The sequence below is a fragment of the Cupriavidus sp. 22TCCZM04-2 genome, from assembly GCF_057798895.1.
Genome location: NZ_JBYOJS010000017.1, coordinates 112,598 through 125,893 on the forward strand (window position 1 = coordinate 112,598; position 13,296 = coordinate 125,893).

The 13,296-nt window shown below is 67.9% G+C and carries 12 protein-coding genes; 5 read left to right on the forward strand and 7 right to left on the reverse strand.

What is annotated here, in order from left to right:
- Window positions 1-275 precede the first annotated feature (275 nt).
- Window positions 276-1,295, reverse strand: a complete 1,020-nt coding sequence (locus AC3FKG_RS22770) for a tripartite tricarboxylate transporter substrate binding protein (protein ID WP_483711824.1) — start codon at window positions 1,293-1,295, stop codon at window positions 276-278.
- Window positions 1,296-1,552: 257 nt separating this feature from the next.
- Here AC3FKG_RS22770 and AC3FKG_RS22775 point away from each other — a divergent pair, with 257 nt between their 5' ends.
- A complete protein-coding gene (locus AC3FKG_RS22775; RefSeq protein ID WP_488744185.1) occupies window positions 1,553-3,316 on the forward strand; it encodes an IlvD/Edd family dehydratase in 1,764 nt (587 codons plus the stop codon).
- A gap of 3 nt (window positions 3,317-3,319) precedes the next feature.
- The gene (locus AC3FKG_RS22780) at window positions 3,320-4,000 is read left to right on the forward strand and encodes a GntR family transcriptional regulator (RefSeq protein ID WP_488744186.1); all 681 of its coding nucleotides are present in this window, start codon (window positions 3,320-3,322) and stop codon (window positions 3,998-4,000) included.
- A gap of 12 nt (window positions 4,001-4,012) precedes the next feature.
- Here the strand turns inward: AC3FKG_RS22780 and AC3FKG_RS22785 are convergent, their stop codons facing one another.
- Window positions 4,013-4,978, reverse strand: a complete 966-nt coding sequence (locus AC3FKG_RS22785; protein ID WP_488744187.1) for a GlxA family transcriptional regulator — start codon at window positions 4,976-4,978, stop codon at window positions 4,013-4,015.
- Between the two features lie 275 nt (window positions 4,979-5,253).
- On the opposite strand from AC3FKG_RS22785, the gene AC3FKG_RS22790 reads away from it, so the two are divergent.
- Together AC3FKG_RS22790 and AC3FKG_RS22795 are read left to right on the forward strand one after the other, a co-directional pair.
- Window positions 5,254-6,480 carry an MFS transporter gene (locus tag AC3FKG_RS22790; RefSeq protein WP_488744188.1) on the forward strand — a complete coding sequence of 409 codons (1,227 nt, stop codon included), beginning with the start codon at window positions 5,254-5,256 and terminating at the stop codon, window positions 6,478-6,480.
- 22 nt (window positions 6,481-6,502) lie between these two features.
- Window positions 6,503-6,706, forward strand: a complete 204-nt coding sequence (locus AC3FKG_RS22795) for a hypothetical protein (RefSeq protein WP_483711819.1) — start codon at window positions 6,503-6,505, stop codon at window positions 6,704-6,706.
- Between the two features lie 60 nt (window positions 6,707-6,766).
- Here the strand turns inward: AC3FKG_RS22795 and AC3FKG_RS22800 are convergent, their stop codons facing one another.
- From AC3FKG_RS22800 to AC3FKG_RS22815, 4 genes are all read right to left on the reverse strand, one after another.
- Window positions 6,767-7,942: an L-rhamnonate dehydratase gene (locus tag AC3FKG_RS22800; protein WP_483711818.1), complete on the reverse strand. Its 1,176-nt coding sequence runs from the start codon at window positions 7,940-7,942 to the stop codon at window positions 6,767-6,769.
- A gap of 193 nt (window positions 7,943-8,135) precedes the next feature.
- On the reverse strand, window positions 8,136-9,158 hold the full coding sequence (locus AC3FKG_RS22805) for a 4-hydroxythreonine-4-phosphate dehydrogenase PdxA (protein ID WP_488744189.1): 1,023 nt from the start codon (window positions 9,156-9,158) through the stop codon (window positions 8,136-8,138).
- A 22-nt stretch (window positions 9,159-9,180) separates the two neighbouring features.
- Window positions 9,181-10,146, reverse strand: a complete 966-nt coding sequence (locus AC3FKG_RS22810; RefSeq protein WP_488744190.1) for a Bug family tripartite tricarboxylate transporter substrate binding protein — start codon at window positions 10,144-10,146, stop codon at window positions 9,181-9,183.
- Window positions 10,147-10,239: 93 nt separating this feature from the next.
- A complete protein-coding gene (locus AC3FKG_RS22815; RefSeq protein ID WP_483711815.1) occupies window positions 10,240-11,190 on the reverse strand; it encodes a LysR family transcriptional regulator in 951 nt (316 codons plus the stop codon).
- Window positions 11,191-11,347: 157 nt separating this feature from the next.
- Here AC3FKG_RS22815 and AC3FKG_RS22820 point away from each other — a divergent pair, with 157 nt between their 5' ends.
- Complete coding sequence (locus tag AC3FKG_RS22820) at window positions 11,348-12,280, forward strand: dihydrodipicolinate synthase family protein (protein ID WP_488744191.1); 933 nt, start codon at window positions 11,348-11,350, stop codon at window positions 12,278-12,280.
- Window positions 12,281-12,316: 36 nt separating this feature from the next.
- Here AC3FKG_RS22820 and AC3FKG_RS22825 read toward each other — a convergent pair whose 3' ends face one another.
- Window positions 12,317-13,246: a LysR family transcriptional regulator gene (locus AC3FKG_RS22825; RefSeq protein WP_488744192.1), complete on the reverse strand. Its 930-nt coding sequence runs from the start codon at window positions 13,244-13,246 to the stop codon at window positions 12,317-12,319.
- Window positions 13,247-13,296: the final 50 nt, after the last annotated feature.

Consider the following 13,296-nt stretch of genomic DNA (forward strand, 5'->3'; position numbering starts at 1 on the left):
TCCCGATGCGGCGCAACACGGCTTGTTTGCTCAATTCAAGGTCCCGTGATTGCCCAGGCGCGCGTGCCGGGCGGTTTCCTGTCATGGTGGGCGAAATTCGGCCAATGCCAAAGCCCCAAACGGGGGGATGGCGATTCTGGTTTGCTATACCGCGCCGGATCTGTGCGGCCGCATCGTCTCGGCCAGGGAGCGCGCGACGGGGGGGGGGCAGGCGTGCCGGGAGCCGTGGCCTGAATGTGGGTACCCCGCCCAGGCCGCTTCCGGCCGGCGCCTGCCTAGTCCGGCTTCACACCCGCGTCGCGAATCACCGTATTCCACTTCGCCGTTTCCGCCTTGATCCGCACACCGGTCTGCGCCGGGCTGGTCCACGTGGCGATGGCGCCTTGCTTGAGCAGCGCATCCTTGACCTCCGGCTCCGCCAGGATCTTCTTCAGGTCGGCGCTCAGGCGATCGATCACGGGCGCCGGCGTGCCGGCCGGCGCGACGATGCCGAACATGGAGCTCACCTCGAAGTCGTTCAGGCCCGCTTCGGCGGCAGTAGGCACGTCGGGCAGGGCGCTCACGCGCTGGGCCGAGGTCACCGCGAGCGCGCGGATCTTGCCACCCTTCACATAGGCCTGCGCGGCGGGCACCGTTTCCACCATGCTCAGTACCTGGCCGCCGATCAGGTCGGTCATCGCGGGGCCGCTGCCCTTGTATGGCACGTGCAGCATGTCCACGCCGGCCATGCGCTTGAACATCTCGCCTGCCAGGTGCTGCGGCGAGCCGTTGCCGGCCGAGCCATAGGTGATGGTGCCTGGCTTCGACCTGGCCAGCGACACCAGTTGCGGCAGCGTGGTCGCGTTGACGGAAGGGTTGACCACGAACACCAGCGGCACGGTGCCGACGATGGCCACCGGCGCAAAGCTCTTTTCGATGTCGTAGGGCACGCGGCTCTTGTACAGCGCGGCGTTGATCGCATGGCTGGTCAGCGCACCCATCAGCAGCGTGTAGCCATCGGGCGCCGACTTGGCGACCAGGTCCGCGCCGATATTGCCGGCGGCGCCGGCGCGGTTGTCGACCACGACCTGCTGGCCAAGCGTTGCCGACAGGCGCTGGGCCAGCGTGCGCCCGATCACGTCGGTGGCGCCGCCGGGCGGGTAGGGCACCACGAGGCGGACCGGCTTGTTGGGATAGTCGCCGGCAGCGGCCAGCGACGGGGCCAGCAGCAGGCTGGCGCACGCCAGCGACGACAGCAGCAGCGCGCGGCGCGGCGCGCGAACGCCCCGGCCGGGCATGGGGGAAATGCCGGACATGTGAGTCTCCTGTGCCGGGATCTTGTGGGAATCGGGGGGAAGCCGCGGCGACTCCTGGTGCCGCATCGCTGATGATGCCCGGCTCGTCATCGTGGCCAAGTGTAGGGTGGACCTCTTGATTGATGAATCAGAATTTTTCTATCGACTGATCTGGAAATTGGATTAGTCAACCTGGGCGCGCAACCCACTTGCAGCGTGGGTGCCAGGCCGGCTAAGCTGCGCGTCTCGATTATCAATAATCTTACTGGAGACGCAGGATGCCTTCCTCCCGAGACCCGAAGCAGTCGCCGGACACGCCCGCAAGCACCCAGGGCCTGGCCAAGGGCCTGACCAACTACGGCGACACGGGCTTCTCGCTGTTCCTGCGCAGGGCGTTCATAAAGGGGGCGGGCTTTACCGATGACGCGCTGTCGCGGCCGGTCATCGGCATCGTCAATACCGGCAGCAGCTACAACCCGTGCCACGGCAACGCGCCGCAACTGGTGGAGGCGGTCAAGCGCGGCGTGATGCTGGCGGGCGGCCTGCCGGTGGATTTCCCGACGATCTCGGTGCATGAGAGCTTCTCCGCGCCGACCAGCATGTACCTGCGCAACCTGATGTCGATGGACACCGAGGAGATGATTCGCGCCCAGCCCATGGATGCGGTGGTGCTGATCGGCGGCTGCGACAAGACTGTGCCGGCGCAGCTCATGGGCGCGGCTTCGGCCGGCGTGCCTGCCATCCAGCTGGTGACCGGGTCGATGCTGACCGGCGCGCACCGCGGCGAACGGGTCGGCGCCTGCACCGACTGCCGCCGTTACTGGGGACGCTACCGTGCCGACGAGATCGATGGCACTGAGATTGCCGACGTCAACAACCAGTTGGTGGCCAGCGTAGGAACCTGTTCAGTGATGGGCACGGCCAGCACCATGGCATGCGTGGCGGAAGCGCTCGGCATGATGGTGAGCGGCGGCGCGTCGGCGCCGGCGGTGACGGCGGACCGCGTGCGCGTGGCCGAGCGCACCGGCACCACGGCGGTCGCCATGGCCGCCGCGCGCCTGACTCCGAACCGCATCCTGACCGGCAAGGCCTTCGAGAACGCGTTGCGCGTGCTGCTGGCCATTGGCGGGTCAACCAACGGCATCGTCCACCTGACGGCGATCGCCGGGCGCCTGGGCATCGACATCGACCTGGCCGGACTCGATCGCATGAGTCGCGAGACCCCGGTGCTGGTGGACCTGAAGCCGTCGGGCCAGCACTACATGGAGGACTTCCACAAGGCCGGCGGCATGCTCGCGCTGCTGCGCGAGCTGCGTCCGCTGCTGCATCTGGACACGCTGACCGTCTCCGGCCGCTCGCTCGGCGAGGAACTGGACGCGGCCCCGCCGCCATTCGCGCAGGACTTGATCCGCGCCGCGGCCAGCCCGATCTATCCAGCCGGCGGCCTGGCGGTGCTGCGCGGCAACCTGGCGCCGGGCGGCGCCATCATCAAGCAATCGGCCGCCAACCCGGCGCTGATGGAGCACGAGGGGCGCGCCGTGGTGTTCGAGAACGCCGAAGACATGGCGCAGCGCATCGACGACGACGCGCTGGACGTCAAGGCCGACGATATCCTGGTGCTCAAGCGCATCGGGCCGACCGGCGCGCCGGGCATGCCGGAAGCCGGCTATATGCCGATTCCGAAGAAGCTGGCGCGGGCCGGCGTGAAAGACATGGTGCGCGTGTCGGACGGTCGCATGAGCGGCACGGCGGCCGGCACCATCGTGCTGCACGTCACGCCGGAAGCCGCCATCGGCGGGCCGCTGGCGCTGGTGCGCAGCGGTGACCGGATCCGCCTGTCGGTGGCGAACCGCGAGATTGCGCTGCTCGTCGACGACGCCGAGCTGGCCCGCCGCGCGGCGGAGCAGCCGGTGGAGCGCCCGCGCGCCGAGCGCGGCTATCGCAAGCTGTTCCTGGAGACCGTGACGCAGGCCGACCAGGGCGTGGATTTCGACTTCCTGCGTGCCACGCAGACCGTCGATATCGTGCCGAAGCAGGGCTGAGCCATGGGCGCCACTACTGCGGCGGTCACCGATATCGAGGGCGGCGACGCGATGCAGCAGGTCGTCGAGACGCTGGAGGAAGACATCGTCTTCGGCCGCCTGCACCCGCGCGAGCGCCTGACCGAAGACGCGCTGATGGCGCGCTTCGGCCTGAAGCGCCACATGGTCCGGCAGGCGCTGGCCGAGCTGGAGCTGATGGGCGTGGTGGAGCGGCGGCGCAATGCCGGCGCGTTGGTGCGCGCCTTCGATGCGCACGAAGTGGTGGAACTCTACGCCCTGCGCGAGGTGCTGGAGTGCCATGCGGCGGCGCTGATCGCCATGCCGGTGCCACCGCAGCGACTGCAGTCCCTGATCGACGTGCAGCAGCGCCACGATGCCGCCGTGGCGGCCGACGATGCGCGCGCCGTCTTCCGCATCAACCAGCAGTTCCATCGTGAACTGTTCGCGCTGTCCGACAACGGCGTGCTGCAGCAGGCCATCGGCGAATACGCGCGGCGCACCCACCCGATCCGCTTCGGCTCGCTGGCCGCAGCCGCTTACCGCGAACGCGCCCGGCAGGAGCACTGGGCCATGATCGAAGCGCTGCGCGAAGGACGGCGCGACGACCTGGTGGCGCTATGCCGGCGGCACCTGCTGCCGTCGCGCGATGCCTATTTGGCGGCGGAGAGGGCGCGCGGGCAGTAAGTTGGCATCGCACTAGCCCCGGTGAGCGTGCCGGTATTCGCCCGGCGTCATCGGCTGGACCTTGTTCCAGCAGGAACGGAAGGCCTGCACGCTCGCAAAGCCGCACTGGCCGGCGATGTCCTCGACCGGCAGCGAAGATGCCTCCAGCAGCCTGCGGGCCTTGTCCATGCGTAACGCAAGCTGGTACTGCTTGGGCGTCAGCCCGGTTTCCCTGGCAAAGATGCGCGACAAGTGCCTGACGCTGGTGGCGAAGGTCCCGGCGAAAGACGGATCCGACACACTGACAGACAAGTCCGTGGAGATGGCATCCTGCACCGCATGAACCAGCGCATTGCCGTGCGAGCGGGAGCGGAATTTCGAATCGAGCTCCGGATCGCTGCCGAAGCGCCGGAACGGCACCACATTCTCGCGCGCCACGCGGATCGCGGCCTCGTCGCCGTAAATGCCAGCCACGAGTTGCAGGGCCAGGTCGATGCCCGAGGCGACGCCCGCCGAAGTCCAGATATTGCCGTCGCTGACGAAGATGCGGTTGTCCACCACCGATGCGCCCGGATGCCGCGCGCGCAGCCTGCCGACATGGGCGTGGTGCGTGGTGCAGAGCCGCCCGTCGAGCAAGCCGGCATCGCCGAGCAGGTAGGCACCCGTGCAGACGGCGGCGATGGTAAGTCCGTCGTCCTCGCGTGCCGCCACGCCGCGCAACCAGTCCGCCGTATCGCGCCATGCGGGCGAGCGGGTCAGCGTGTCCGTCATCTTGCTGCCGATGGCCAGCACCAGGTCGCCTGGAACCAGCCGTGATGGCAACGGCCCGACCCGGCCAAGTTCGATGCCCTGGAATGCCTGCACGCTGGAATGCGGCCCGACGCAGCGCACGGCCAGCTTGCCGATGCCGAGTTCGGCAACCGTCGCAAGGATCTGCAGCGGTCCGGCCAGGTCCAGCATGTGAATCCCGGGGAGCATGAGGAAGTAGGCGGTTGGCATGGGGCGGGATCGGCCAGGAAAAGGTAGCCGAAATATTGCCACAGGCGTGGTTATATCGCACCGTTTTCGACCATACATGATTCCGGAATGGCCGAAAATTTGCCATGGATGGCGGGCCCGTTGCTGGCGGATGGCCGCCGCACGCCATAGCATGGCAATCATCACCCACCGCTCGCAGCCCGGTAACCCCCGCGCCGTGTGCTATCCGGAGACCGATTCCATGTCTTGCCATTTCCCCACGCCGGCGCTGCCGGATTCCTTCCGGAGCCGTTGACATGGCGACCGCCCCGCTGTCCCGCGCAATCACGCTGCTGCTCGTCGCCACCGGTTTTGCGGTGATGTTCGCGTCGACCGCTGTAAAAGGCGTCTACCAGGTTTACTTTGTGCAACTTGCCACGCACTTTGGCCAGGGCCGTGCGCAGTTCGCGTGGTCGGGCGGGCTTTTCATGCTGGCCACCGGCTTTATGTCGCCCGTGGTGGGCGCACTGAGCGACCGCGTCGGGCCGCTGCGCACCGCGGCGATCGGTGCGTTGGCGGCAGGCCTTGCATATGCCGGCGCGGCCTGGTGGCACCAGTCGCTGGTCTGGTTCAGCCTTGCGTTCGGCATCGTCGGCGCTTTCGGGCTGGCGGCGATGACCTTCGTGCCGATGGGCGTGCTGGTAGACCGCCTGTTCGAGGCGCGCCGGAAAGGCCTGGCCTATGCCGTGGTGACCAACGGCACGGCGATCGGCTTTATCGTGCTGTCGCCGTTCTGGATCTGGCTGCAGCCACAGGCGGCGTGGACGACGGTGTTCGGCGCGGTAGGCATGGTCTTCGCAGTCCCTGTAGCAGGCACGCTCTGGCTGCTGTCGCGCTGGGAACCGCCCGCGCCGGCGGTTGCCGCGGCGCAGGCCTCGGCCTGGGCCATCGTGCGGCGTGATCCGGTGTTCTACGTGTTGGCCGCGGGGTTCTTCGGCTGCGGCGCGACCATGGCCTTCATCGACGTGCACCTGCTGGCGCACTGGCAGGATCTTGGCGTGCCGCGCCTGGAAATGGGCTACGCGCTGAGCGCGCTCGGGGTACTGGAACTGGCCAGCGGCATTGCCTCCGGTGCGCTGGCGCTGCGCTTCGACAAGCACCGGCTGCTGGCCGGCTTCTACGCCATGCGCTGCGCGGCGATGCTGTTGCTGCTGGTGCCGCGGGCGGGCGTGCTGCCGTTTGCGCTGCTGTTCGGCAGCAGCTACCTGGGCACGGTCATCCTGACGTCGATGTTCTGCTTCGAGCGCTACGGCAGCCAGGTCAAGGGCCGGGTGTTCGGATTGCTGTTCCTGGTCCACCAGGTCGGCGCGTTCCTGTCCGTGCAGTTGGGTGCGCGCTCGTTCGAGGCCACCGGCAACTACGTGCAGACGATCGCCGCGCTGGGCGTGGTGACCGGTTTTGCGGCCGTGTGCGCGTGGCTGGGATTGCGTGGCGTTGCCGGCGTGCCGCCGGCCCTGCACGTCGCGGCAGGCGCCCGGCGCTGAGCACGGTGCGGAGATTCAGCCAATGTCGGCGATCCGTCTTCTGTTTGTCGTTGCCTGCCTGCTTCCGCTCATGCTGGCGGCCCTGCAGGCGGGCCGCCGCACGGGCATGGTGGCGGCGTGGTCCGGCATCGCATTGCTGGCCGCGCTGCTTGGCCTGGTGGACGTGTCCGCCTACGTGCAGGCGCGCGTCGACGGGGTTCTGTTCGCGGCAGCCTGTGGCGGATGACGGTGACCGACGCGCGGCAATGCAGCGGGGCGGCGTGACCGCCCCGTGCGGGCACGAGGTTCAGCCGATGATGTCGAAGTCGCCGAAATGTTCGTCGTTCAGGGTCAGGCCCAGGCCGGGGAGGTTGTCGTCCAGCTGCAGGTAGCCATTGTCCGGTGCCGGGTCGCCCTTGAAGATATAGTAGAAAAGTTCATTGCCGACTTCCACGTCATGCACCGGGAAGTACTCCGACATGGGCGAAGCGGTGGAGGCCATGGTCAGGTGGTAGTTGTGCATCTGGCCGGCATGCGGGATCACCGGTACCGACCAGGCTTCGGCCATGGCGTTGATCTTCTGCGCCGCGGTGATGCCGCCCACGCGGTTGGTGTCGTACTGGATCACGTCCACCGCGCGGCGCTCGAGCAGGTCCTTGAAGCCGTACGAGGTGAACTCGTGCTCGCCCCCGGAGATCGGGAACGGGCTCAGCTTCTTCAGCTCGGCGTATCCCTCGATATCGTCGGCGATGACCGGCTCCTCCAGCCAGCGCGGGTTGAACTCGGCCAGGCGCGGCACCATGCGGCGCGCGTATTCGAGCGTCCAGCCCATGTAGCACTCCAGCATGATGTCGACGCCGTCGCCCACCAGTTCGCGCAGCAGGCGCACCTGCTCCAGGTTCTTCTGCATGCCGGCGGGGCCGTCCTTGGGGCCGTAGCCAAAGCGCATTTTCATCGCGGTGAAGCCCTGGTCCAGATAGCGCCGGGCTTCGCCCAGGAAGGCGTCGCGATCGTCGTTGTTGTAGAGCTTGGAGGCATAGCACCAGATCTTCTCCTTGGTGCGTCCCCCCAGCAGCTTGAACACGGGTTTGCCCACCGCCTTGCCCATCAGGTCCCACAGCGCGATGTCCACTGCCGAGATCGCGGCCATGCCGATGCCCTTGCGGCCCCAGGCATGGGTGCGGCGGTACATCTTCTGCCACAGGTATTCATTGTCGAACGGGTCCTGTCCGATCACGATCGGGGCCAGGTACTGGTCGATGACCTGCTTGGCCACGCGTGGCGCCAGCGCGCAGTTGCCGATGCCGACCAGGCCGATGTCGGTCTCGACCTCTACCACCAGCCAGCCATGGAAGCGGAACGAGCCCATGGCGTCGCCGCGGTCGAACAGGATGTCCGTGGCGTTGGTGCAGAAGTGGGCCTGCGGGGGCACGGTCTTGCCCTTCCATTCGAATACCCGGGCGCGGACGTTGGTGATCTTCATGATGTGGCTCCTTTTACGGCAGAAATACGGTTGGTGTCGGGCTGGCGTGCCGGCGCCGTGACTGCGCGCGCGAGTGCGCCCTCGGCCGCGGTCTCGGCGGCCATGTCCAGGTTTGCGTCGTGGCCGCGGGCCGGCGGGTATGCCGGCGCCGCGTTCGAAGGGCGGCCCTAGGCCGACCTGTCAGGATGCGTGCTCACTGCTGCGCGGCGGCACGTCGTTGCGCACCCATCGTGCAGGCAATCCGGAACGCCTGCAGAATCGCGCCGGGATCGGCCCGGCCTTGCTGCGTGATGTCGAATGCGGTGCCGTGCGCCGGCGTGGTGATCGGCACCGGCAGGCCGCCCTGGACCGTGACGCCGCGCGAGAAGCCCATCAGCTTGATGCCTATCTGGCCCTGGTCGTGGTACATGGTGACAATGGCGTCGAACTGGCGCTGCGCCGGTCCGCCTTGCACCTTGAGGAAAATGGTGTCGGCCGGGAAGGGCCCCTGCGCCGCCACGCCGCGTGCCTGGGCATCGGCCACGGCCGGCGCGATCACGTCGATCTCCTCGCGGCCAAAGGCGCCGTTGTCGCCGTTGTGCGGATTGAGGCCGCATACCGCGATGCGCGGCGCGCGCATGCCGGCATTGCGCAGCGCCTGGTCGATCAGGTCGATCGCAGCGCCCACGCTGTCGCGCGTGATCATGCCCGGCACGTCCTTGAGCGCCACGTGCGAGGTCACGCGCGAGGTCCAAAGGCCATCCAGCACATTGAACTCGCAGAAGGCGCCGCGATGGCCAAGCTGCCCGGCAAACCAGTGCAACTCGTCGTTGTGGCCCATACCGGCGGCATGCAGCGAGCTTTTGTTGAGCGGGCCGAACACGATGGCGTCGGCGTGGCCGGACTGGGCGAGTTCCAACGCCAGCGCGAGCGTGCCCAGGCTGTAGCGGCCGCCTTCGGCGCTGGCGGCGCCGCGCGGATAGGCCGGCTTGCCTTCCAGTTCCCAGTGGTACAGGCGCGGGCCGGCGTCAGTGCCGTCGAAACCGAGGCGGCCGGTCTCGGGCAGTGCAAGGTCGACGCTGGCCAGCCGCAGGGCGTGGCGCCATTCGTCGCGATCGGCAATCAGCAGGATCTGCGCCTGCGCTGCGTTCGGGTCGGCCAGCAGCCGGGCAACCAGTTCAGGGCCGATGCCGGCGGGATCGCCGAGCACCATGGCGAGGCGGGGGCGTTGAGTCATGGCGGATGCGGTGAATGCGGGTTCAGTCGAGCTTGACGCCTAGTTCGGCGATCAGCTTGCCGTAGCGGGCATATTCGCTGCGCGAGAACGCGTCGAACTGGCTGGCATTGAGCGTGCCGGGCACCGCGCCGACATCATTCAGGCGGCGCACGGTGTCGGGGTCCTTCAGCACGGTGGCGAGCGCGGCGCTGATCTTCTGCAGCGTGGCGGCAGGCGTGCCAGCCGGCGCATAGACCCCATACCAGGCATTCATCTGGATGCCTGACACACCGGCTTCGGCCAGCGTGGGCACGTTTGGCAGCAGGGGCGAGCGCTGGTCCGCGGTCACTGCGAGCGCGCGCAATTTGCCGGACTTGATATGGCTGATCACCGAAGGCATGGTCTCGAAGCTCATGTCGACCTGGCCGCCCATCAGGTCAACCAGCGCGCTGCTGCTGCTCTTGTACGGCACATGCAGCAGCTGCGCATGGATCTGGCGGGCAAACGCCGCGCCGGCAAGATGCTGGGTGCTGCCGACGCCGGAGGAGCTGTAGCGGAACTTGTCCGGACTGGCCTGGATCTGGGCCACCAGCGCCTTTACGTCGCGAGCCGGCACCTGGTTGTTGACCACCAGCACATTGGGCACGGAGGACACCAGCGCGACCGGAGCCAGGTCCTTGAGCGGATCGAACTGGAGCTTGAGCAGGTGCGGCGCGATCGCCTGCGAGGTGACCACGCCCATCAGCAGCGTATTGCCGTCCGGCGCCGCCTTGGCGGTGATGTCGGCGGCAATGGTGTTGGAGGCGCCGGGCCGGTTGTCGACCAGCACGGGCTGCTTGAGGATGGCGGCCAGCTTGTCGGACACGATGCGTGCCATCACGTCGGTGCCGCCGCCCGGTGCCGCCCCGACCATCAGGCGCACGGGCCGGGAATCCTGTGCCTGGACTGCGCCCACGGCGGCGGTCAGGCCGATCAGTCCGGCGCAGGCGCCGGAGATCCATCGTTTCATGCTTGTCTCCATCCTGGTTGTCAGTCTTTGCTGCCTGGCCAAAATATACGGACAGCAGTGCTAATCAACTACTGAGCATTTTTGAATGGGTGATCACCTGTGGGAATACCTCTGCGCATTGCCGGCGGATTTCAGCAGGCCGATCAGTTCCCGTGCCGCCGCCGACAGCGTGCCGCCGCGCCGGGTGACGATGCCGAAGGTCTGGTGGCGCGACTGCAGCCGCACCGGCAGGATGCGCAGCATCTTCTTGTGGGCAAACAGCTCCGCCACGCTGGTGGGCAGCAACGACACCAGCCGTTCGCCGCGCTGGAGCAGGGAGACCGTCACGAACGTGGACGAGGTCGAGATCACGTTGGCGGGCAGGCTCAGGCCAGCCAGATCAAATTCGCGCTGCAGCAGTTCGTGCATCGGCATCTGTCCCGGGTAAACGATCCAGCGGTAGCCGGCCAGGTCGGCCAGTGCCAGGGTCTTCGCGCGAGGCGCCGGGCGGCCATGGCCCACTACCACCGACACCGGCTCTTCGCCTATGGGCTGGTAGTGGTAGCGGTCGGGCTGCCCGCTCACCAGCGCCCGGCCCAGCACCAGGTCCAGGCGGCCGTCGTCCAGCAGGTCGAGCAGGCGCACGCTGGTGTCCTCGACGAGGTGCAGCGCAAGCCTGGGCTGGGCGGCCTGCATGGCTTCTAGCGCCGGCACCAGTACGTCCGGCACCGCGCCCATGATGGTGCCCACCGCCAGATGGCCGCCCTGGCCGGAACGGATCTCGGCCATGTCCTGGCACAGGGCGCCCAGGTCGGTGACCATCAGCCGCGCATAGCGGATCACGCAATGGCCGAACGGGTTCGGGCGCATGCCACTGCGCGAACGTTCGAACAGCGGCGCATCCAGCATGCCTTCCAGTTCCTGCAGCGCCTTGCTGGCCGCGGACTGGGTCGTGGCCATGGCGGCGGCGGCCTGGTGCAGGCTCTTGTGTTCGTCCAGAGCGATCAGCAACTGGAGCTGCTTCATGCGCAGCCGTGACATCAGAACGTCGAGCGTGGTCTTCATGGGGCAGGGCGGGCGTGAAGGACGGGAGTGAAGGAAAGCGAGGGCGAGTCGAAAAAGCGATCACATAATGGAAACGATTCAATATACATCGCGGCCAGCCGCGCCGTATATTGGGCGCCTGCCGGCAGTTGCCGGCTCCCCTCAAGAAGGAGACCACATGAGCACGTCCGCCGCACGGCCGGCCCATCGCGGGGTATTCCCGGTGGTGCCCACCATCTTCGACGCGCACGGCGCGCTGGACCTTGACGGCCAGCGCCGCTGCATCGACTTCATGATCGATGCCGGTTCGCACGGCCTCTGCATCCTGGCCAATTTTTCCGAGCAGTTCGTGCTCGGCGACGACGAGCGCGGCCTGCTGATGAAGACCGCGCTGGAGCATGTGGACGGCCGCGTGCCGGTGATCGTCACCACCACGCATTTCAGCTCGCGCATCTGCGCCGAGCGCAGCCGGGCCGCGCAGGACGCCGGTGCCGCCATGGTGATGGTGATGCCGCCCTATCATGGCGCCACGATCCGCGTGCCGGAGCGCGGCATCTACGAGTTCTTCGGCGCGGTGTCGGACGCCATCGACATTCCCATCATGATCCAGGACGCGCCGGTCAGCGGCACCACGTTGTCGGCGCCGTTCCTGGCACGCATGGCCAGGGAGATTGCCAACGTCTCCTATTTCAAGATCGAGGTGCCGCAGGCCGCGGCGAAGCTGCGCGAACTGATCGAGCTGGGCGGCGACGCCATCGTCGGCCCGTGGGACGGCGAAGAGGCCATCACGCTGATGGCCGACCTGGAGGCGGGCGCCACCGGCGCCATGACCGGCGCCGGCTTTCCGGACGGCATCCGCCGCATCATGGACGCCTGGCAGGCCGGTGATGCCGAACTGGCGGCGCAGCACTACCAGCAATGGCTGCCGCTGATCAACCATGAGAACCGCCAGGGCTGGCTGGCCACGGCAAAGACGCTGATGCAGGCGGGCGGCGTGATTGCCTCGGATACGGTGCGGCACCCGTTGCAGCCGATGCATCCCGCCACGCGCGAAGGGCTCCTCAGGATCGCGCGCCGGCTGGACCCGCTGGTGCTGCGCTGGGGGCGCTGAAGGCGCGCGCGGGACTAGGGCAGGACTAGAGCAGGACTAGAGCGCGGAGGCAGCCCGCAAGGCATCGATGATGACGCTCATCGAGGCCGTGACGGAGCGGCCCCGCCGCGTCACGATGCCGTATGGCCCGAGCTTGCGCGGCAGCGGCAGCGGCAGCACGGCCAGGGCCTCCAGGCTGCGGTAATACGCCGCGACCGATTCCGGCAGCACCGCGATCAGTTGGCTGTCCGCCAGCAGCGACGTGGTCATCAGCACGGCGGCGGTCTCGATGGTGGAGGGCGGCGGCGCTACGCCCGCGTCCTCGAAGGAGCGGTCGAGCAGGGCCCGCATGGGGCTGGGGCGCGGCTGCATGATCCATGGATACCTGGTCAGCTCGGCGAAGGAAGGGCGTCGCCGCCGGACCAGCGGATGCTGCGGTCCGACCACGATCGCCAGTCCTTCCTCGCCCAACTGCTCGAAGTCGAGTCCGCTGCTGTCCCAGCCTTCGGGTACGCGGCCCAGCACGATGTCCAGCTGGTCGCGTTCCAGCAACTGCACCAGCAGGTCGCTGGTGTCGACCTGCACAAGCACTTCGAGCTGCGGATGGTCGCGGTTGAGGCCGCGGATCACTTCCGCCAGCAGGCCCGGCGCCGGCGCCATGACCGCCCCCACGCGCACGCGGCCGATCTTGCCGGATTCCAGTGCCACCAGCTCGTCGCGCAGGCCGGCCATGTCGGCGAACACCAGCTTGGCATAGCGTGTCGCCGCGCCGCCGAAGCGCGTCGGCCGCAGCCCGCGCGCATGGCGCTCGAACAGCGACACGCCCAACAGGTCTTCCATGTCCTGCAGCATCTTGCTCACCGCCGGTTGCGTCAGTGTCAATGCCTCGGCGGCCTGGCGCAGCGAGCCGCGTTCCTCGATGGCCAGCAGCAGGCGCAGGTGCTGCATTTTCAGGCGGCCGTGCAGGGTGGTGACGGAAGGGATCATCGGGAAGATAGCGGGCGTGGCGACTGCGGGGGCGGGGCGGGCGATCCGCG

What these genes read in the sequence shown, in the direction of transcription:
- AC3FKG_RS22770 (WP_483711824.1), bottom strand. Translation starts at nt 1,295, where the DNA reads ATGTCCGGCATTTCCCCCATGCCCGGCCGGGGCGTTCGCGCGCCGCGC.
- AC3FKG_RS22775 (WP_488744185.1), top strand. Translation starts at nt 1,553, where the DNA reads ATGCCTTCCTCCCGAGACCCGAAGCAGTCGCCGGACACGCCCGCAAGC.
- AC3FKG_RS22780 (WP_488744186.1), top strand. Translation starts at nt 3,320, where the DNA reads ATGGGCGCCACTACTGCGGCGGTCACCGATATCGAGGGCGGCGACGCG.
- AC3FKG_RS22785 (WP_488744187.1), bottom strand. Translation starts at nt 4,978, where the DNA reads ATGCCAACCGCCTACTTCCTCATGCTCCCCGGGATTCACATGCTGGAC.
- AC3FKG_RS22790 (WP_488744188.1), top strand. Translation starts at nt 5,254, where the DNA reads ATGGCGACCGCCCCGCTGTCCCGCGCAATCACGCTGCTGCTCGTCGCC.
- AC3FKG_RS22795 (WP_483711819.1), top strand. Translation starts at nt 6,503, where the DNA reads ATGTCGGCGATCCGTCTTCTGTTTGTCGTTGCCTGCCTGCTTCCGCTC.
- AC3FKG_RS22800 (WP_483711818.1), bottom strand. Translation starts at nt 7,942, where the DNA reads ATGAAGATCACCAACGTCCGCGCCCGGGTATTCGAATGGAAGGGCAAG.
- AC3FKG_RS22805 (WP_488744189.1), bottom strand. Translation starts at nt 9,158, where the DNA reads ATGACTCAACGCCCCCGCCTCGCCATGGTGCTCGGCGATCCCGCCGGC.
- AC3FKG_RS22810 (WP_488744190.1), bottom strand. Translation starts at nt 10,146, where the DNA reads ATGAAACGATGGATCTCCGGCGCCTGCGCCGGACTGATCGGCCTGACC.
- AC3FKG_RS22815 (WP_483711815.1), bottom strand. Translation starts at nt 11,190, where the DNA reads ATGAAGACCACGCTCGACGTTCTGATGTCACGGCTGCGCATGAAGCAG.
- AC3FKG_RS22820 (WP_488744191.1), top strand. Translation starts at nt 11,348, where the DNA reads ATGAGCACGTCCGCCGCACGGCCGGCCCATCGCGGGGTATTCCCGGTG.
- AC3FKG_RS22825 (WP_488744192.1), bottom strand. Translation starts at nt 13,246, where the DNA reads ATGATCCCTTCCGTCACCACCCTGCACGGCCGCCTGAAAATGCAGCAC.